The 21,218-nt window shown below is 38.4% G+C and carries 14 protein-coding genes and 1 tRNA gene; 5 read left to right on the forward strand and 10 right to left on the reverse strand.

Going from position 1 to position 21,218, the window contains the following annotated elements:
- Positions 1-17 precede the first annotated feature (17 nt).
- The 3 genes from H344_RS0118120 to H344_RS0118130 form a co-directional block, all read right to left on the reverse strand.
- Entirely contained in the window at positions 18-1,862 is a 1,845-nt protein-coding gene (locus H344_RS0118120) for a GNAT family N-acyltransferase (RefSeq protein WP_026811564.1), read from the reverse strand.
- Between the two features lie 85 nt (positions 1,863-1,947).
- Complete coding sequence (locus H344_RS0118125) at positions 1,948-3,198, reverse strand: aspartate kinase (protein WP_026811565.1); 1,251 nt, start codon at positions 3,196-3,198, stop codon at positions 1,948-1,950.
- A complete protein-coding gene (locus H344_RS0118130) occupies positions 3,195-3,674 on the reverse strand; it encodes a GNAT family N-acetyltransferase (protein ID WP_026811566.1) in 480 nt (159 codons plus the stop codon). Before H344_RS0118130 ends, H344_RS0118125 begins: the two co-directional genes overlap by 4 nt.
- A gap of 111 nt (positions 3,675-3,785) precedes the next feature.
- On the opposite strand from H344_RS0118130, the gene fbp reads away from it, so the two are divergent.
- Positions 3,786-4,793, forward strand: a complete 1,008-nt coding sequence (gene fbp, locus H344_RS0118135) for a class 1 fructose-bisphosphatase (RefSeq protein ID WP_026811567.1) — start codon at positions 3,786-3,788, stop codon at positions 4,791-4,793.
- Between the two features lie 46 nt (positions 4,794-4,839).
- Here the strand turns inward: fbp and H344_RS0118140 are convergent, their stop codons facing one another.
- From H344_RS0118140 to H344_RS0118165, 6 genes are all read right to left on the reverse strand, one after another.
- Entirely contained in the window at positions 4,840-5,262 is a 423-nt protein-coding gene (locus H344_RS0118140) for a tellurite resistance TerB family protein (protein WP_026811568.1), read from the reverse strand.
- Positions 5,263-5,546: 284 nt separating this feature from the next.
- On the reverse strand, positions 5,547-6,725 hold the full coding sequence (locus H344_RS0118145) for an acyl-CoA dehydrogenase family protein (RefSeq protein ID WP_026811569.1): 1,179 nt from the start codon (positions 6,723-6,725) through the stop codon (positions 5,547-5,549).
- Positions 6,726-6,794: 69 nt separating this feature from the next.
- The gene (locus H344_RS0118150) at positions 6,795-7,508 is read right to left on the reverse strand and encodes a tRNA1(Val) (adenine(37)-N6)-methyltransferase (RefSeq protein WP_026811570.1); all 714 of its coding nucleotides are present in this window, start codon (positions 7,506-7,508) and stop codon (positions 6,795-6,797) included.
- Between the two features lie 67 nt (positions 7,509-7,575).
- Positions 7,576-9,006, reverse strand: coding sequence for a sulfatase family protein (locus tag H344_RS0118155; protein ID WP_026811571.1), 1,431 nt, complete (start codon positions 9,004-9,006; stop codon positions 7,576-7,578).
- A 174-nt stretch (positions 9,007-9,180) separates the two neighbouring features.
- Positions 9,181-9,708 carry a ribosome maturation factor RimM gene (gene rimM / locus H344_RS0118160; protein WP_026811572.1) on the reverse strand — a complete coding sequence of 176 codons (528 nt, stop codon included), beginning with the start codon at positions 9,706-9,708 and terminating at the stop codon, positions 9,181-9,183.
- Positions 9,709-9,722: 14 nt separating this feature from the next.
- Positions 9,723-10,247, reverse strand: coding sequence for a 30S ribosomal protein S16 (locus tag H344_RS0118165; RefSeq protein ID WP_026811573.1), 525 nt, complete (start codon positions 10,245-10,247; stop codon positions 9,723-9,725).
- A 538-nt stretch (positions 10,248-10,785) separates the two neighbouring features.
- On the opposite strand from H344_RS0118165, the gene dnaE reads away from it, so the two are divergent.
- The 4 genes from dnaE (at position 10,786) to H344_RS0118185 (ending at position 16,893) form a co-directional block, all read left to right on the forward strand.
- Complete coding sequence (gene dnaE, locus H344_RS0118170; RefSeq protein ID WP_026811574.1) at positions 10,786-15,171, forward strand: DNA polymerase III subunit alpha; 4,386 nt, start codon at positions 10,786-10,788, stop codon at positions 15,169-15,171.
- A 150-nt stretch (positions 15,172-15,321) separates the two neighbouring features.
- Positions 15,322-15,639, forward strand: a complete 318-nt coding sequence (gene trxA, locus H344_RS0118175; protein WP_026811575.1) for a thioredoxin — start codon at positions 15,322-15,324, stop codon at positions 15,637-15,639.
- 177 nt (positions 15,640-15,816) lie between these two features.
- A complete protein-coding gene (locus H344_RS0118180; RefSeq protein ID WP_026811576.1) occupies positions 15,817-16,746 on the forward strand; it encodes a DUF58 domain-containing protein in 930 nt (309 codons plus the stop codon).
- Between the two features lie 73 nt (positions 16,747-16,819).
- Positions 16,820-16,893: transfer RNA gene (locus H344_RS0118185), tRNA-Asp, on the forward strand.
- A gap of 251 nt (positions 16,894-17,144) precedes the next feature.
- On the opposite strand, the gene H344_RS0118195 is transcribed toward H344_RS0118185, so the two are convergent.
- Positions 17,145-21,149, reverse strand: coding sequence for a hybrid sensor histidine kinase/response regulator transcription factor (locus tag H344_RS0118195; RefSeq protein WP_026811577.1), 4,005 nt, complete (start codon positions 21,147-21,149; stop codon positions 17,145-17,147).
- Positions 21,150-21,218 lie beyond the last annotated feature (69 nt).

Here is a 21,218-nt window from a genome sequence, read left to right on the forward strand (position 1 = left end):
TATTGTCTACTTTATGGCTAACTAGGTTTGGAGTTTTGTTCCTCTTCTTCTTCTTCTTCTTCTTGATTTTCGGCTAGTTTGCGTTCTAGTTCAGCCTGGAACTCTTCCATAACGGGCTTTACAGTTCCTTCTGGTAAGTCTGCTATTTTAATGTACATTAATCCATCTACAGAATTATTAAATAGCGGATCTACGTTAAATGCCACTACTTTGGCATTTTGTTTTATGTATTTCTTTATTAATACCGGTAGTCGAAGACTCCCTGGCTCTACTTCTTCAATCAGTTTGTCAAATTTGTTTAGATCTGCCTCGGTTTCATCAAAAATAAAATCCTTGTCCGCATCTTTTAGTTTTACCTTAAATTCTTTTTTAGGTCTAATGTATTGAGCCACATAAGGGTCCCAATAATTACTTTTCATAAACTCGATCATTAAGGACTTAGAAAAATTGGAAAATTGGTTGCTAATACTCACCCCTCCAATTAGGTATTTGTGTTCTGGAAACCTCAAGGTGGTATGCACAATACCTTTCCATAGAAGGAACAAGGGCATCGGTTTCTGCTGGTACTCTTTTATAATATAAGCCCTACCCATTTCTATGGATTGTTGCATCATCCCATAAAGCTCAGGTTCAAAACGAAATAAATCTTGGAGATAGAATCCATCTATCCCATGTTCTGCAAAAATTTCGGACCCCATTCCCATTCTATAGGCACCTACAATAACTTGTGCATCATCATCCCATAGGAAAAGATGACGGTAATAAGTATCAAATTCGTCCAAGTCAATGGATTTATTGGTGCCCTCACCAATGGCTCTAAAAGTTACTTCACGCTGTCTCCCAATTTCATTTAAAATAAAGGGCATGTCCGAGGCTTTGGCTAAGAAGACTTCGTAATTTTTACTTTGTAATAGCTTACAGTCCTTTTCCCGTAGTTTATCAATTTCTTTTAGTATGACTTCAGGTTTAACAGCCGCTGCTATTTTTCTTGGAGCCTTGGGAATCTTTAGACTAGTAGGTATGTGTTGTAATAAACTCTCCTTTTCATAGGCATTAGAAAGCATATATGTTTTTCGACGTAGAAGGTCGGTAAAATCTGCCAAGGTATCCTGATCATTTTGAGTTTGTACAGATATAGGCTGACCTATTCTTACTTTAATAACCCTATTTTTTTGTGAGGTGAGTTCAGAAGGGAGTTTAGCGGTCCTAAATACGTCACTAATCTTAGACAACGTATAAAACAACCTGCTGTTCTTTGCATGGAAGTAAATAGGTACCACAGGTACTTCTGCCCGTCTAATTAATTTTAGAGCAGCTTCTTCCCAGGGTCGGTCTACAATTAGTTTTCCGTCTCTATAGGTAGAGACCTCACCTGCAGGAAATATTCCCAAAGGATGTCCGTCTTGCAAATGTTTCATAGCGCTCTTAAATCCGGCTATGCTGCTTTTAGCATCTTTGTGATTCTCAAAGGGGTTTACCGGGAGAATATAAGGCGATATAGGTTCTATCCGGTTTAAAAGAAAATTTGCGATAATCTTAAAATCCGAACGTTGATTTAATAATAATTTTAAAAGCAAGACGCCATCTATGCCTCCCAAAGGATGATTAGAAATAGTGATATAGCTCCCTTGCTTGGGTAATCGCTTAAAGTCTTCTTCTGGGATCTCGAACTTTATTTTGTATTGGTCCAAAATGGCATCCAGAAAATCAACACCATTTAGGTGCTTATTTCGATCATAGAAGCGATTGATACTTGAGATTTTGGTTACTCGCATTAGCAACCAACCTGCAAAGGTACCAAGAAAGCCATAATTTTGAAGATGAATAGCCTTAGCTACTTGTTTTGCGGTTACTAAACCCATGTATTAATGTGATTTGATCGCCGCTAAGATAGGGAAAAACCCTTTAGCCATACCTCTTTAATTCTTATCACCTTCCTTCTTAACCTTATTTCGTTACCAGCTGTATGGTTTCTTTTCCCCTTTGTTCTAATAACACTTCTCTTCCATTCTGTAGTGTATCTACCACATCACCATTAAAGTGTCTAACAGTGTATAAGGAGACATTCTCGTGACATGTCACTTTAAACCTGCCTTGTATATGGTTTAAAAGACTTTCTAGTTGCCCAAACTTATTATCTATGCAAACCGAGAAACTAATTGCTGAACTCTGTATTAGGTCTACCTTCATCTTATGGTCATGGAGCATTTTAAATAACTCGCTAATGCTATCCTCTACAATAAAAGAGAAATCTAGAGAAGATAATTTCATCAATACCTGATTCTTTTTTACGATATAACAAGGAACCTTTGGTTCTATGCCTACCCCTTTTCCAACGGTGGTTCCTTTTTCTAAAGGATTGATAAAGGATTTAACATGAAGCGGTATTTTTTTACGCTGTAAAGGCTGTAAAGTCTTAGGATGTATTACAGAAGCACCATAAAAAGCAAGTTCTATTGCCTCTCTGTAAGAAATGCTGTTCAATAGTTGGGCATCTTCAAAATACCTAGGATCGGCATTTAGTACCCCAGGGACATCTTTCCAGATAGTAACATCAGTTGCATTAAGGCAGTAAGCTAAAATGGCCGCGGTATAATCTGATCCTTCTCTACCTAAAGTGGTGGTAAAATTATTGTCGTCACTACCTAAAAAACCTTGGGTAATGTTTAGCTCTCCTTGATTTACAATTTTAGTTACATTTTCCTGGGTTTGATCCCAATTTACTACTGCATCTCTATATTGATCATTGGTTTTAATAAGATTACGTACGTCTAACCAATTATTGGTTATCCCTATCTCATTTAAATACGCACTTATTATAGTAGAGGAAATTAACTCACCGTACCCTACTACTTGGTCATATACAAATCCGTGTTTAGGTGATTTGTTCCATGCTAAAAATCCTTGAACTTCATCAAAAAGTGTTTTCACATCCTCGTATATCGGATGCTTGTCATTAGGGAATAGTTCATTTAAGATATTGGTATGATAGTCGTATACCTCTTGGATACTAGCCTGTAAGGCATTCTTATCTGAAAAATACGAGTTAACCACTACCTCCATGGCATTGGTAGTTTTTCCCATGGCAGATACTACCACAAGTGTATTTTTATGTCCTACCTGTTGTAAAACGCTTACAACGTTCTTTACCGCTTTGGCATCTTTAATAGATGCTCCTCCAAACTTAAAAATCCTCATATCCCTTCTAAAAATGTTTCTATTCCTTTTTCGTCTAAATGAACAACGTTCCAATCTCGCTTTACCTGGGCTCCCTTGCTTTCATACAAGGCTATAGCAGGCTCATTCCAATCTAAAACCTCCCAGTTAATGCGTTTTGCGCCTAGCTTCTTCCCATGCTCAACAACCTTTGTTAATAAGGCTGTTCCCAATCCACTGCCTCTCATTCTTTCTGTAACAATTAAATCTTCCAAATGAATGATTGGACCTTTCCAAGTAGAATATCTAGGGAATAACAGCGCCATTCCTACTACACTACCTTCGGATTCTGCTACATAACAATGAAATAGTTTCTTAGGGCCAAATCCATCTCGTTTTAGATCTTCAACGGTAACTTCAACCGCATCATCTTCCTTTTCATATACCGCCAATTCTTTTATAAGCTGATGTACATCAGCCATATCGCTGGCTTGTGCGTCTCGAATACTATATTTCATAATTGTTACAAATAAAACACAAAGTTATAAATTTAAAAAAACAATATTTAACGAAAACGTTGTAGTTTCACAAATTAACCGATATTTGTGCCTAACTAAACAACCGTACCTATGGTTCATAAAAACACGACACTTGGCGAGTTTATTATTGAAAACCAATCGTCATTTCTCTATTCTTCTGGAGAACTTTCCAAACTAATAAATGCCATTCGTTTAGCTGCAAAAGTAGTAAACCATGAGGTTAATAAAGCCGGATTGGTAGATATTATTGGAAATGCTGGGGATACTAATATCCAAGGAGAAGACCAACAAAAGTTAGATGTTCTTGCAAACGAAAAATTTATTCAGACCCTAAAAAATCGTGAGATCGTATGTGGTATTGCTTCAGAAGAGGAAGACCATTTTATAAGAGTCAATAGTAGTGATAATAATAACCAGAACAAATATATTGTCCTAATCGACCCTTTGGATGGATCGTCTAATATTGATGTTAATGTTTCTGTGGGGACCATATTCTCTATTTATAGAAGGGTTACTCCTCTAGGGACTCCAGTAACCATGGAGGATTTCTTACAACCTGGCAGAAATCAGATTGCAGCTGGTTATGTAGTTTATGGGACTTCAACGATGTTAGTTTATACCACTGGGGACGGGGTAAATGGTTTTACTTTAAATCCCGCATTGGGAACGTTTTATCTATCTCATCCTAACATGGAATTTCCGGAGACTGGTAAAATTTACTCCGTTAATGAGGGGAATTATGTGCACTTTCCTCAAGGAGTAAAGGATTATATTAAATACTGCCAGAAGGAGGAGGGGGATAGACCTTATACTTCTAGATATATTGGTTCCTTGGTATCGGATTTTCATAGAAATATGATAAAAGGAGGTATCTATATCTATCCTAAAAGCAGTGTTGCTGCCGAGGGGAAATTAAGATTGTTATACGAATGTAATCCTATGGCATTTATTGCAGAACAGGCTAATGGGAAGGCTAGTGATGGATTTAGGGCTATAATGGATATAGTGCCTACTCAATTGCATCAACGGGTTCCTTTCTTTTGTGGGAGTCGGAAAATGGTAGAGAAGGCCGAGGAGTTTATGCAGGTAAAACAATAAAAAAAGGAGCCATATAGCTCCTTTTTTATTGAAATTTGGTTTGTAGTTAACGCTTTAAAAGGTATAAATAATCTTCATAAGCTATTCTTCCACTGAAGATATCTATAGACTTTTTAATTATAGTTTCAGCATCACTAGATTTATAGCCCAAGCCTATGGCGTATTTTGTTATTAACGAGTGCTCTTCTTCTTCTATATAGGCATCTGCGAAAATAATCTTAAAAAGGTCGTATAATCTTTCTAGGCGTTCTTCTGAGCTAGTGGGTGGGTTAATAGGGTACTTATTCTCCGATTTCATCACCTCCTTGTATTCTTCCTCAGTAATATCCAATTTATTGGCGAAACGGTCCAACAATTCTCTTTCTTCCGGATTAATTTCCCCGTCAACAGCTGCCAAAGTTGCAATAGCCGCAAAATGCGCTAAATTCCTTCTATGGGTACCACTACTGTATAGATCTACAAAAGACATATTTTATCAATTTATTATTCAAAAACAAAGATATATGTTTTGGAAAAAGTTTACCGAAAAACCCCATAAATATTTTGTGGGTGGTTTTGGCGTTAGCTTTTAGGCAATAAACATGGTTTAAAGATTCAGGTTCTATTCTTTCCTTTTATAGTTGCTTTATCGGCTTGTACTAAGAGTAGGTTTGATAAGGCTGCTTGGCTATATCTAATCGTAACTCTACCAATAGTGTATCTAGTTAACACCTTTAAACATCCTAGTTCTAGAAAAAAGACGCTACTATTTTATTATTCAAATGCTGGCATCCCAGTAATATCAGCACCCGTAATTAATAAATGGATGTCGTGTGTTCCTTCATAAGTAATCACACTTTCTAGGTTCATCATGTGTCGCATAATGCTATACTCTCCAGATATTCCCATGCCCCCCAATACTTGTCGGGCTTCTCTTGCAATGTTTAGTGCCATTTCTACATTGTTTCGCTTGGCCATAGAAATCTGGGCGGATGTTGCTTTTCCTTCATTCTTTAATTGTCCCAAACGAAAGGCTAGTAATTGTGCCTTGGTAATTTCTGTAATCATTTCGGCCAATTTCTTTTGTTGTAGTTGGGTTGCGCCAATGGGTTTTCCAAATTGGATGCGTTCTTTTGAGTATCTTAATGCGGTATCATAGCAATCCATAGCAGCTCCTATAGCTCCCCATGCAATTCCATATCTTGCAGAATCTAGACAGCCTAATGGGGCACCTAATCCGTTTTTGCCTGGGAGTAGATTCTCCTTGGGTACCTTTACATTGTCGAATATTAGTTCTCCTGTTGCCGATGCGCGTAGTGACCACTTGTTATGGGTCTCTGGTGTAGTAAAGCCTTCCATACCTCGCTCTACTATAAGACCGTGAATTCTGCCTTCTTCATTTTTTGCCCATACCACGGCGATATCAGCAAAAGGGGAGTTAGATATCCAGAGTTTAGCTCCGTTTAAAAGATAATAGTCGCCCATATCTTTAAATTTGGTCTCCATGCCTCCAGGATTGGAACCATGATTGGGCTCTGTGAGTCCAAAACAGCCCATTAATTCTCCCGTAGCTAATTTTGGAAGGTATTTTTTACGTTGCTCTTCCGTTCCATAGGTGAAAATGGGGTACATCACCAAGGAGGATTGAACTGAGGCAGTAGAGCGTACTCCGCTATCACCCCGTTCTATTTCTTGCATGATTAATCCATAGCTTATCTGGTCTAATCCAGCGCCACCATACTCTGCTGGAATATACGGGCCAAATGCGCCTATCTCTGCCAGTCCGCTAATAATTTGTTTTGGGAATTCTGCTTTTTGGGCATATTCTTCAATAATGGGAGAAATATCTCGTTTTACCCAAGTCCTAGCTGCATCTCGTACTAAGATGTGTTCTTCGGACAGTAAGTCGTCTATATTGTAATAATCGGGGGCTTCAAATAAGTCTGGTCGCATAGGATAATTTTTAAATCAAAATAAGAAAACAATAGTATAGTAAAAATATAACAATATTATATCTGTCCGTTACATTTTCAGATAAAAATCCTTAGTCAAATTAACATATTCTTCCGTGTACTGATGGCGTTCGCTTTCTATTATGAGCTTTTCTATTCTAGTTTCTGTTTTTTTAAACTGTATTTCTATTAAACTACGTTTAACTGCTGTTTCGGGAGTGCCTTGTACATGGGTGATTCTAGTTGGGTAGAGGTTAAGCTTGGACGCTATGGATAAGAATTCTTTCTCGTCTTTATATGAGATAATGGTAGAGAACCTTCCTGTTTCAGATAATAGTTTGGCTACCCCAACTAAAAGATCGTAAAAGGGTAAAGAAGCCTGCTGTCTTGCCATATCGCGAGATTCATTGCCACTAGAAACCATTTCCGAGTAAAAAGGGGGATTGGATACTAATAAATCAAACTTATCATCTATCTCGTTGGCAAACTCATCTAGGCTGGCATGATAGCAGAATAAGCGATCGCCCCAATCAGAAGCTTCAAAATTATCTACACATTGCTCGTAGGCAGCTTCATTTATTTCAATGGCATCTATGGTTTCAGCATCGCTTCTTTGTGCTAGCATCAGTGCTATGACTCCCGTTCCGGCACCTATATCTAAGATGGAGTTTGGGTGATGGTTAATAGAAGTCCATGCGCCTAAAAGAACACCGTCGGTTCCAATTTTCATCGCACAACGATCTTGATGAATTTCAAATTCTTTAAACTTAAAGGGTTTGCTCATTCTAATTCTGGCTTTTCTTTTCTAGTGAATTTTAAAATCAAATATAGGGATTCGCTTTAGGGTATCTTCATAAATTTACGCTTCCTACTTTTCTATTTTCTGTGCCTTCTAAATCTAACAAGGAGTCGCCTAGTTTTTGACGCATATTGTTCGCCAGTATTTTTATTTTTTCTACCACCTCGGGGTATTCTGTAGCCAGGTTGTTGGTTTCGCTTTTGTCTGCTACCACATCATAAAGGGCTATCTCTTCCAAATCAATCATTTTGTACTCGCCTGGAATTCCGTCTTTACCGGGAGTTTGGCCTTTCATTGTTCTGTAAGTGTGAGGGAAATACATTTTCCATTTTCCATAACGTACTCCGTGTAGCTCGTTAACCCTATAATAAAAGAAGTATGCTTCCTGGGGGCTTTCTGTACTTTTACCGGTGAGTACTGGCCAAGCACTTTTTCCGTCTATAGGTAATTTTGGCAATGGGGCTCCGGTAATTTCTGCTATGGTAGGTAATATATCTATGGCCATGACCGGAGTATCCAAAGTTCTGCCAGGAGTTAGTTTTTTTGGGTACTTGATAATGAATGGTTCCCGTTGTCCGCCTTCCCAAGCGGTTCCTTTGCCTTCGCTATAAGGCAATGCGCTTCCTGCGTGATTGCCATAAGCCAACCATGGGCCGTTGTCTGAGGTGAATATAACTACGGTGTTTTTCTCTAGTTTATTCTTTTTTAAAGTTTCTAAAATCTGCCCTACAGACCAATCAATTTCCATAATTACATCCCCATAGAGTCCGCGTTCAGATTTCCCCTTAAACTTATCGGATACAAATAATGGAACGTGAGGTTGCGGATGTGCCACATACAAAAAGAAGGGTTCCTCTTTGTGTTTCTCAATAAAAGCTACGCTTCTCTCTGTAATTTGAGTGGTGAGGTTGGTTTGATCGGTTAGGGTGTCTAGTATTTTTTCATTTTCGTAGAGAGGTAATGGGCCAAAATTAAAAACAGGGCCTTGTTGTGGGTGTTGGGGCCACATATCGTTGGAGTAGGGAATTCCAAAATAATCATCAAATCCATGATTGTTGGGCATAAATTTTTTATTGTCTCCTAAATGCCATTTTCCATACATTGCGGTTCGGTATCCAATGGATTTTAGCATTGTAGCGATGGTGGTTTCCTTGGTATTCAATCCTGTTTTAGCGTTGGGCATATAGGCGTTGTGAATCCCTATTCTGTTTGGGTAACAGCCTGTTAGGATTCCAGCTCTGGAAGCAGAACATACCGCCTGAGCAGCATAAAAGCTGCTTAGTTTAACCCCTTTTTTTGCCATCTGATCTAAGTGTGGGGTTTTTATATCTGGGGCGCCAAAAGTGCCCACATCTTGATATCCTTGGTCATCTGTGAAAATTAAAATTACGTTAGGTGGAGATTCTTGTATCTCTTTTTCTTTTTTCCCTCCACATGAAATTAGCAGGGAAATTATAAAAGGTATCATTAGTGGTCGGAACATGGTATTGGTTTTAGGATGATTGCTGTTTGTTCCTAGCTAAAATACGGAATTGTAGGTGAATAGAAATGTTTGGTTTTAGAAGGGTATAAAGGAATGGAAGATTGTGCTGCCCAATAGATAATGGACAGTAGGGAAAGTTTGGTGATATCAATTAGCTGTAAGGAAGAAGCTAGTTTAAGAAAGATAAAGGTCTACAAGACCTTCAGGAGTGTCTACAAAAATGGTTTTCTTTTCGCGATCTACTTTAACGATAATTTCATCGCGCACCGGAACAAGTAATTGTTTGTCATCATGCTTCACCTCAAATAGGGCTTGAGGAGTGCTGTCGTTTACGCTTTCAATAATTCCAATATTGCCGTGGACTTTATCTTCCATGGTAAATCCGATTACCTCATGGTAATAGAATTTATTACCGGTTAGTTTGGGAAGAAAGGATAGGGGAAGGTAAATTTCGGAGCCCATAACCTTATCGGCGTCCGATTCATTGGCCACTTCTTCAAATCTTACTCGTAATAAGCTAGATCGGTGAAGTTGACTTTTTACAATAAAAAATGGAACCAGATTGTTTCCTAGAGAAACAAATACTGATTCCAAATTTTCGTATAGTTCGGGTTCATCGGTATCCAATTTAATGTGTACCTCTCCCTTAAAGCTATGTTTAGAAACGATTTTTCCGAGGTAAAAACACTCTTCCTTTGTCATCGTTCCTTAAATAACTATTCTTTATCTGTAGCTTCTGCACTGTCTTCCGCTGCTGCCTCTTCAGTAGCTTCTTCTTCAGCAGGAGCTGCTGCAGCTGCTGCTTCCGCTGCTCTCTTAGCGTTTACTTCTTTTTCAGCTTCTAAAGCTTTTGCCTTAGCGTCAGCTTCAGCTTTAGCTAAATCTTCAACCTTAGAACCTATTTTATTTTCTTTTTCTTCTAACCAAGCGTTGAATTTTTCTTCAACTTGCTCTTCAGTTAGGGCGCCTTTACGTACTCCACCTAACAAATGGTGCTTTAAAAGAGCTCCTTTGTAAGATAAGATTCTTTTAGCGGTATCTGAAGGCTGAGCTCCGTTATTTAGCCATTTTACGGCACCGTCTACATCTAATTCAATAGTAGCAGGATTGGTATTTGGGTTGTAAATTCCCAATTTCTCTAAATATTTACCATCTCTTTTAGCGCGAGAATCCGCAGCTACTACCCAATAGAAAGGTTTTCCTTTTTTTCCGTGTCTTTGTAATCTAATTCTAACTGGCATATCACATTAATTTGTAGGGTGCCCGACCCCTGATTATTAATTCTTTTTTTGCTTGGTTCTTCCAAAGCGGGTGCAAATATAATCTAATTCTGTAAATTCACAATGACACTTTATATAAATTATTGCTTTCTATATCGTTTATTGGTATAGATACAATAATTTTTCTTCTTTTCGGATTTTTTCATAAAAATTGAGTGTCAACTTTTCGGTCGAGTTTACTAGTTTCTTGTTTAATCAAAAAGCTCAATATTGTATCGGGAACCATGATTGAAATTTCCGTGTGTTTCTTAGCTTCGTTAATAACTACTTCTTAGTCCATTTTTATTACGGCTTGTATTTTCTTAATTTTACGGCTTGTTTTTAGTTTGAATGCTACAGGGATTTTATCTAAATAAAATAGATGAAATCTTAAGAAATAAAACCCTTAGTAGAACAGGTCAAGTGTGACTTGTAATAAGGGGGTATGATAAGGTAGTATTATATGTTTTACCTTATCATGCAAACTTTAATCTTTGAACCCTAAACTTCACTGTAACCTATGTACCTAATTTTTGATACCGAGACCACGGGATTGCCCAAACGATGGAATGCTCCGCATACAGACGTAGATAATTGGCCAAGATGTATACAAATTGCATGGCAGTTGCATGATGAAATGGGAAGACTTGTGGAGAGTCAGGATTTTTTGGTGCAACCAGACGGATTTAATATCCCTTATGACGCGGAGCAGATCCATGGTATTTCTACTGAATTGGCACAGGAACAAGGGGTGCCCATTAAAGAGGTGTTAGATAAGTTTAATGTTGCTTTGGGTAAGACCAAGTTTGTGGTAGGACAGAATGTGGGGTTCGACCTTAATATTATGGGGGCCGAGTTCCACCGATACGAGGTAGAAAATAGCTTGCAAGAGTTGCCTGTGCTTGATACTTGTACCGAGCATACTGCCCAATTATGTCAGATTCCTGGAGGTAGAGGAGGACGCTTTAAATTGCCTACACTTACAGAGCTCCATGAATACCTATTTGGAGAACCTTTTGCTGAGGCACATAATGCTACGGCAGATGTGGAGGCTACTACTCGTTGTTTTTTAGAACTGGTAAGGCGTGAAGAGTATACGGCGGAGCAATTGGATGTGGAGCCAGATTATTTTAAAAATTTCTCCGAGGCCAACCCACAAGAAATTCAACTAATAGGGTTAAAGCATATTAACCTTAAAAAAGCTTCCAAAAAAATAGCTGATAAACTTTCAGTACTGGACACTGAGGTGGTATCAAAGGAAGAAATCCAGGAGAATTTAAAGGCCCTGGAAGATGCGCCATTTGTGCATCTCCATAATCACTCCCAGTTCTCCGTATTACAGTCTACCATGTCTGTTGCAGAGCTAGTGCAAAAAGCAGCCCAAGAAAAGATGCCTGCGGTGGCACTTACCGATCACGGAAATATGATGGGGGCTTTTCACTTTGTAAGTGCGGTAAACTCTCATAATGCAAAAGTAAAGGCTAAGAATGCCGAAGCAGTGGAGAAAGGAGAGGAGCCAACAGAGCAAAAGATTACGGCTATTTTGGGCTGTGAATTCAATGTTTGTGAGGACCATACCAATAAAAGTGTAAAAGATAACGGGTATCAGATTGTAATTTTAGCCAAAAATAAAAGAGGATACCATAACATGGCTAAAATGTCGTCCATCGCCTATACGGACGGATTTTATTATGTGCCTAGAATAGATCGTAAGATTATAGAGCAGTATAAGGAAGATTTAATTGTACTGACTGGAAACCTCTATGGTGAGGTGCCAGGGAAAATATTGAATGTAGGAGAGAATCAGGCGGAAGAAGCTTTATTATGGTGGAAAGAACAGTTTGGCGATGACCTGTATATAGAAATCATGCGCCATGGGCAGGAAGATGAAGATAGGGTAAATCAAGTTTTAATAGCCTTTGCCAAAAAGCATCAAGTAAAATTGGTAGCCACCAATAATACCTATTACGGGTCTAAGGAAGATGCAGATGCTCATGATGTGCTCTTGTGTGTAAAGGACGGTGAAAAACAGGCTACCCCTATTGGTCGGGGACGTGGATATCGGTTTGGGCTTCCCAACCAAGAATATTACTTTAAGTCGGCAGACCAGATGAAAGAGGTCTTTAAAGATCTGCCAGAATCCATTATAAATATTCAGGAGGTAGTAGATAAGGTAGAGCCCTTTGAGCTTGCTCGTGATGTGTTATTGCCAAAATTTGATATTCCAGATGATTTTAAGGTGGCTCAAGATGAGGAAGATGGAGGTAAAAGAGGAGAAAATGCCTACCTAAGACATATTACGTACGAAGGCGCTAAAATGCGTTATGGGGAAATTACCGACGAGATAAGGGAGCGATTAGATTTTGAGCTTTCTATTATTGAGAATTCTGGTTATCCAGGATACTTCCTAATTGTGGAAGACTTTATTCGGGAGGCAAGGAAAATGGATGTGTCTGTAGGGCCAGGAAGGGGGTCCGCAGCAGGGTCAGTAGTGGCCTATTGTCTTACTATTACCAATATAGACCCACTAAAATACGATCTGCTTTTTGAGCGGTTCTTAAATCCGGACAGGGTGTCCATGCCCGATATTGATATCGATTTTGATGATGAGGGCAGGGGACGTGTAATGGATTATGTGATTAAAAAGTATGGAGCCAATCAGGTGGCGCAGATTATCACCTATGGTACCATGGCGGCAAAATCTTCTATACGGGACACTGCAAGGGTGTTAGACTTGCCGCTGGGAGACGCAGATAGGATATCTAAGCTGATTCCTACTATGTCTAAACTAAGTAAGATATTTGGGGTAAGTGAGGCCGATTTAAAGAAGAAATTCCGAGCAGAGGATTTGGAGAAGGTGCATGAGCTACTCAATATTTCTGAAGGGGAAGATCTGGAAGGGCAGACCGTACAAATGGCGAGGATATTGGAGGGGTCTGTAAGGAATACGGGGATTCACGCTTGTGGGGTGATCATTACTCCTAGTGATATCACCAACTTTGTACCTGTAGCCACAGCAAAAGATTCGGATCTGTACGTTACCCAGTTTGATAACTCGGTGGTAGAGAATGCCGGACTCCTAAAGATGGATTTCTTAGGATTAAAAACCTTAACCCTGATTAAGGATACTGTAAAGATTGTTAAGGCCAAGCATGGAATAGACTTGGTGCCAGACGATTTTCCTTTAGATGACCAGAAGACCTATGAGCTGTTTCAAAGAGGGGAGACGGTAGGGGTGTTTCAGTATGAATCTCCTGGGATGCAGAAACACATGAAGGACCTAAAGCCTACGGTGTTTGATGACCTTATTGCTATGAACGCCTTGTACAGACCAGGGCCAATGGAATACATTCCTAGCTTTATTGCTCGTAAACACGGAGATGAGGAGATTTCCTATGATCTTCCCGATATGGAGGAATACCTGAAGGAGACCTATGGTATTACCGTGTACCAGGAGCAGGTGATGTTGCTGTCTCAGAAATTGGCGGGCTTTTCTAAGGGTGATGCCGATGTTTTGAGGAAGGCTATGGGGAAAAAGATATTTGCCCTACTAGAAAAGTTAAAACCTCAGTTTCTGGATGGAGGTGAAGAAAGAGGTCATCCTAGGGAGGTGCTCGAGAAAATTTGGAAGGACTGGGAGGCTTTTGCTTCGTATGCTTTTAATAAGAGTCACTCTACCTGTTATGCTTATATCGCCTATCAGACCGCTTATTTAAAAGCACATTATCCGGCAGAATATATGGCGGCGGTGCTTTCTAATAACATGAACGATATTAAACAAGTTACCTTCTTTATGGAGGAGTGTAAGCGCATGGGATTGGAAGTACTAGGGCCAGACGTTAATGAATCCTTCTATAAGTTTGCTGTTAATGCCGAAGGGGCAGTTCGTTTTGGTATGGGCGCTATTAAAGGAGTAGGGCGTGGAGCAGTGGAAACCATAGTAGAGAATAGGACGGAAGATGGACATTATAGATCTGTTTTTGACTTAGCAAAACGGATCGATTTGCGGGCGGCTAATAAGAGAGCTTTTGAAAACCTGGCACTTGCTGGTGGGTTCGATTCTTTTGGGGATACGCATAGAGCACAATATTTCCATGATGAAGGAGATGGAGTAACCTTTTTAGAGAAAGTGATTCGCTATGGAAACAAATACCAGGAAAATGAAAACTCGGCTCAAGTAAGTTTGTTTGGAGATGCTAGTGAGGTGCAGATTCCAGAACCTATAGTTCCGCCTTGTGAGGAATGGGGCACCATGGAGAAACTTCGAAGAGAAAAGGAAGTGGTTGGGATATATATATCTGGTCATCCATTAGATGATTTTGAGGTAGAAATAAAAGCTTTTACCAATGCCAATATTAGTGCTGTTGCCAATATGAGCGAATATGTAAATAAAGAACTCACTTTTGCGGGGGTCATCTCTGATGTGCAGCATCGGGTTTCCAAAAATGGAAAGGGATGGGCGTCTTTTATTGTAGAAGATTATGGCGACTCACTAGAATTTAGAATTTTTGGGGAAGAGTATTTAAAATATAGGCACTTCTTAATGATTAATTCTTTTGCCTATTTTAAGGTGTTTATCAAAGAAGGATGGGTAAATCGGGATACCGGAAAAAAAGGAGAGCCTAGGATGCAGTACAATATGATTATGATGCTGCAGGATGTAATGGAAACCTTTGCCAAAAAACTGACTATAAATTTAGATGTTGCTCAATTAAAGGAAGATAACATAATGGAACTAAAAGATATTTTGGTGTCGCATTCAGGAAGTCATCCGCTGAACTTTATAGTTTATGAAATGAAAGAGAAAATTAAGGTTAACATGACCAGTAGAAAACAGAAAATTAATATTTCAAGCGAGCTACTGATGCAGTTAAAAGAAAAAGAAGTACATTACAAGTTAAATTAGATTTACTGTAGGTAAGTGGTAGGTGGTTAGGGCTTTACAGCTTGCAGAATAAGCTTTGTTGATATTGTCATAACCAAAACCAATAATAAGTATGTAAGGAAAAGGCAAAATAATTGTCTAAGTTTGTATAATATTTAAAAATTAAAAAACATGGCATTAGAAATAACAGATGCTACTTTTGATGAAGTAGTGCTAAAAAGTGACAAACCAGTAGTAGTTGATTTTTGGGCAGCATGGTGTGGACCTTGTAGAATGGTAGGTCCTATCATTGAAGAGGTAAGTGCAGAATACGAGGGCAAAGCCGTTGTAGGAAAGGTTGATGTAGACGCTAACCAAGAGTTTGCTGCTAAATACGGTGTAAGGAATATTCCTACTGTATTGGTATTTAAAGATGGTGAAATTGTGAACAGACAAGTTGGCGTTTCTCCTAAGAAAGTTTATACCGATGCAATAGACGCATTGTTGTAAGCCTATTAAAAGAAAACAGATAAAAAAATCCTGCCGTTTGGCGGGATTTTTTTTTGGTCGTAATTCGTAGGGATATGCTAAGTGCTTTGTAGAAGTGAGTGAAGTAAAATAGGAAGAACTAATCCCATTCTTTAGGGACTATTTCATATGAGGCTGTTTCTTCGTTATATTAGCAATATGAATATACAGTCCGAGATACATAAAGCGCAACTCTTCCAGAATTTGGAGTTGCTGGCAAATCAAGTGATGGAAGGTTTTATAAGTGGTATTCATAAAAGTCCCTTCCACGGTTTCTCGGCAGAATTTGCAGAGCATAAGATTTATAATAAGGGAGAAAGTACCAAGCATATAGATTGGAAGTTATATGCCAAGACCGATAAGTTGTATACTAAGCGCTATGAGGAGGAAACTAATTTGCGTTGTCATATTATATTAGACAATTCTGCCTCCATGTATTATCCAGAAGTAAAACAGCTTAATTTAGATAATTTAAATAAGATTGGTTTTGGAGTACTTGCCACTGCAGTGTTAATGCAAATATTAAAAAAGCAGCGAGATGCTGTTGGTTTAAGTGTGTATTCTGATAGTTATAGTTATTATGCTTCGGAAAAGAGTAGTGAAAGGCATCACCAAATGTTATTGGCTAAATTAAGTGAGATAGGCATGGATACTAAACCAGCCAAGGAAACAGAGACCTATGCCTATTTACATCTGATAGCGGAAAAATTAAAACGACGTAGTCTTGTAATCCTTTTTACAGATATGTTTCAGACTGCTGTTGCGGATGAAAAGTTGTTTGAGGCGCTACAGCATTTAAAATATAATAAACACAAAGTAGTCTTATTCCATATTACGGATAGAGAAACGGAACTCTCCTTTAATTTTGATAATACACCTAAGCGTTTTTTAGATATTGAAACGGGTGCACATGTAGATTTGTATCCTGATGCTATTAAAGAGGCTTATGAAAAGGAAGTGCAGGAATATTTTAATGCTATTAAGTTAAAATGTGCCCAATATAAAATAAAGTATGTGGAGGTCGATGTACGGGGCGATTTCTCGAAGGTGATGAACACCTTTATGGTCGAAAGAAAAAAAATTACCTAAAAATTGAAAATTTTTCGAAAAAAAGTTTGTGCAATTGAAATAGGGGTGTATATTTGCACTCGCTAAACGCCACGGTTCGGTAGTTCAGTTGGTTAGAATACCTGCCTGTCACGCAGGGGGTCGCGGGTTCGAGTCCCGTCCGGACCGCAAGTAAATAAAGGCCTTCAAGAAATTGAAGGCCTTTTTCATTTCCATTTATAAACTATTTATAAACATTTTTTGGGATCATGACCAAATGTTGTGTTTATGCAAAAATTGTGGTTAAGAATTCTAGGACTTTAGGTTTCTTTATGAAAAAAACATCGAATCCAATGACTAATAGTGAAAAAGTTTTGGATGATTTTTACAATGTAACCTTTATTATGATATGGAATGGTCTTGAAAGACCAAATCACTGATTACTCGTGATTAACTTCTTGTGATTGCAAATATTCAGAAGGGGGCACACCATATTCTGCTTTGAAGCATCTTGTGAAATACGATGGATTGTTAAAGCCTACCATATATACAATTTCGTTTACTGCGTAGCGCTTATCCAAAAGTAAGTTAGCCGCTCGTTTTAATCGTATTAATCGTATGAAATGAATGGCGGATAAACCCGTCAAGACCCTGATTTTTCGATAGAGTTGATCTGGACTCATTAAAAGTTTTTCTGCGAGGTCCTGAACGGAAAAATCGGATTCCGATATATGTTTATCTATAGTGCCTATTACCTTTTCTATAAACTCTTCGTCTACGGAGGAAGGAGTAGATTGCTCAGATACGGAGGTTGACAGAAGAAACTTCTTTTTCATCGCTTCCCGGTGTTCAATTAGGTTTTTTACCATGGTTAATAATAACTTACTGTTGAAGGGCTTTTCCAAATAGGCGTCACTTCCCTTTTCAAACCCTTCAATTTTAGTATCCACAGTGTTTTTAGCAGTTAATAGTATCACTGGGATGTGCGAGGTGTTTAAATTGGTCTTTATACGATCACAAACCTCAAGGCCATCCATGCCTTCCATCATTACGTCCGAGATTACAAGATCGGGCAATCTCTTATTGGTTATAGATAGGCCCAAGGTCCCATTTTCGGCCTCAAGAACATGATAGTCTTGTTGTAATATTTCCCTTAGGTAATCCCTTATATCGTAATTATCATCGATTACTAACACAGTGGCCTTTTTCGAAGAGTTCTTTGTTTCCGCCTTTTTGGAGGCAGGATTAACGTCCATTTCATTATAGGAATCATATTCGGGATACACATCTTGATTTGGTAGTAAGGGAAGATGAATAATAAATTCAGACCCAAGGTTTTCTGTGCTTTTAACTTCAATGTGGCCGTTGTGTAGGTCTATGTATTTCTTAACTAAAGCCACACCAATTCCAGTGCCGGGGAATTGGTGGTTGTTTTTGGATCTATAAAACCTAGTGAATATATTTTCCAACTCATCTTCAGGGATTCCTACTCCCGTATCTTTAACCACAATTAAGGTCTGTTTTTCATCCTGATTGAAATGAATCATAATCTGGCCATACTTAGGCGTAAATTTAATAGCATTGGACAGCAAATTGAAAAATACCGATTCCAGCTTTTGTGGGTCTGCAACAATCCATATTTTATCTTCCGGAGAGGAGATGTCTAAATCAACTTCTTTGTTCTGAGCTAGTCCACTAAACTGATAGTGGATATTTTGAACAAATGAATTTAATTCGATTCGCCTTAAATCCAGTTGAATATTATTCGCTTCCGCTTTTCTGAAATCTAAGATCTGGTTTACCAAACTAAAAAGTATTTTCGTGTTTTTTAACATACGTTGTAGTTTGGATTCCACTTCTTTCTCCAGAGCGTGGGTGGTTAGTATTTCTTCTAATGGACCTAGTATTAACGTTAGTGGTGTCCTTATATCATGTGAAATATTCGTGAAAAAGGACATCTTTTGCTGGTAGATCTCAAATTCACGCTCTTGTTTTATTTTTTCTATTTTTAATTCTTGCTTAATCCTTATCCGACCTCTTATCTCTCGGTAAACGAAGTAGATAAAAGTGAAAAGGAGAATAAGGTAGGTAGTAAAAGCCCATGGAGTAACCCACCATGGGCGATGCTTAATAATAGTTATAGCACGAAAGTTGTTGGATTCCCAACCGCCTTTTAAGTTGGAGGTTTGTACTTCTAAAGTGTAAGCTCCGGGCGGTACATTTGTATAGGAGGCTGTTGTGGAAAGACTGCCGGATATATTCCAACCGGTTTCGAAATTTTTCAATCGGTAGCGTATCTGGTCTTTAGATTTTTCTATAAACGAAATAGCATTAATGTCTATTGAAAATGTTTGTGAATAATAGGGAAGCTGTAGGGTATCCGAGTAATTTAAGTGTCTGGGTAAAATAGTAGTGCCCCTATAGCTTTCCAACGGTTTTATTTTTTGATCCAATATTTTTAATTGGGAGAAATATATGTTCGGAAGGTGTGGTCTTTCTACACTGGTATCGGATTGGGAAATTAGCAGGCCGTTGTCAGAAGCTGCAAATACAAGTTTTTCTTTCGGAATAAAATTAAGGTCGGAAAATGTATGTTCTTTTAAAAAAGGAGTAGTTATTTGTGTTGATGGATCATAGACGTAAATTCCTTTGTAGGTGCTGATCCAAAACCTCTGTTGATCATCCTCGATCATCCCAGTTGTAATGGCCCCACTTAAAATGGGTAATTTATAAGGGGTTTGGTCAGAATCTATCTTCCCTATGCCATTGCGGCAAAGAACCCATATATTGTCCAAGGAGTCTTTATAAAGATTTTCTGCAATGATCTTTTGATTGCTTCCCTTAAAATTGGGGTGATGAATTGTTTTCTGCGCAACACCTTCCCTAAATTGGATGGAAAAGAGTCCATTTTTTGTGGATCCAACCCATAATTGATTTCTTTCTATGTCGGTTAATAAACAACGGATATCAGTATCTGCCAAGAAAGTTTTATCTGAAAGTTCAAATTTTTCCAATTGGTGATTTTTAAAGGAGTAGGTGTAAAGCCCCTTGTTAAAGCTTCCTATCCATAATTTGTTGTCCGGTCCTTTGGTAATGGTGTAAATCCGTTCGGATGCAAGGGCATCAAAATTATACCCCTTTTCTACCAATACGCCAGTTGCGGGATCAAAAACCTTTATGCCATGCTCCCAAGTTCCGATAAACAACAACTTTTTATCCGGATCATAATAAAGGGCCGAGACGGATTTTACCTCTGTTTCGTTTAAGATGGAAATAAAGTTTTCTTCGGCTGGCTGATATATACACAATCCATTGCCATGGGTTCCTAGATATAGATCACCTTCAGGAGTGGTTGCAATGTTCCAGATGATATTGGCAAATAAATTTATTTCACTCTTACTGTCATAGATAAACTGAAATTTACTCTCATTTAAGTTTAAAAGATTAATCCCTCCAAACCAAGTGCCTACCCATAAGTTATCATTACTATCTACCATCGTAAACAAAGCGTAGTTGGAATTAATGGAATTTCGTTTGTTTTCTTGGTAAGTAAAATGCCCCAATTCTCTTCCATCTAAGGAATAGTTATACAGTCCGTCTCCCTCAGTGCCAACCCACAGTTTATCCTTATGTAGTGAAATGCTTCTGATAATGGAGTTGGGTAATTTCCACGGGGTTGCAATTGATGTGGGGATTGTCTGGTGTTGGTATTGGAGTATCTTGGTTTTATAAAGCCCACTATTGGTGCCTATAAATAAGGAATTGTTTATAGCGACCATACTGAATATTTGATAGACATTCCTAAACTCCAACGGATAATCGATAATGAAATTTGTATGCTCTTTTTTTATCCTGATAACCTTGGATCCATTCCCGGCGGCCAGAATACTATTGTTGGCTTCAATAAATGAGTTAATGGCAAATGATGCGGTTGAGACTAATGAGCTCATAACCTTTCCGGTGGATGATGTATGGGAGGTTATTTCGGAGCTTTTAAAGGTAATGATTTGTCCATCCTTTAAACCAATCCATACATTTTTACCTTCATCCAGGAAAAGTGTGGTAACAGCGAAGGAAGCGTTCAGGGGAATCGAAGATAACTTTAGTGGAATTATATCCTGCTTGAATTTATCCAAAAGAAAAAGGCCTTTGTCCAGGGTTCCTATAAGGACGTACCCATTGTTGAGGGGTAGCACACCCGAAATCTCACTGCTAAAGCTCTCTTTATTGTACTGGTTTAAAACCTGAAAATCCGTACCGTTAAATATATTAAGTCCATTATAGCTCGATATATATATCAACCCATCTTCATCCTCACTAATGTGTTCTATATTATTGGAGGACAATCCTCCTTTAGTCGAGTAATTGATGAACTGTGCTTTACTACTATTCCCTGCAAGAAGGAGAACAGGAATAAATACCAATAATAATTTTCGAAGATTCATTAGAAAACTACTTAATTATGAAATGTAAATATATGGTTTTGGGTAGAATGAAGGCGCCTAGGACCGAAA

Origin of the sequence: Arenibacter latericius DSM 15913 (assembly GCF_000424985.1) — a bacterium.
Lineage (GTDB): Bacteria > Bacteroidota > Bacteroidia > Flavobacteriales > Flavobacteriaceae > Arenibacter > Arenibacter latericius.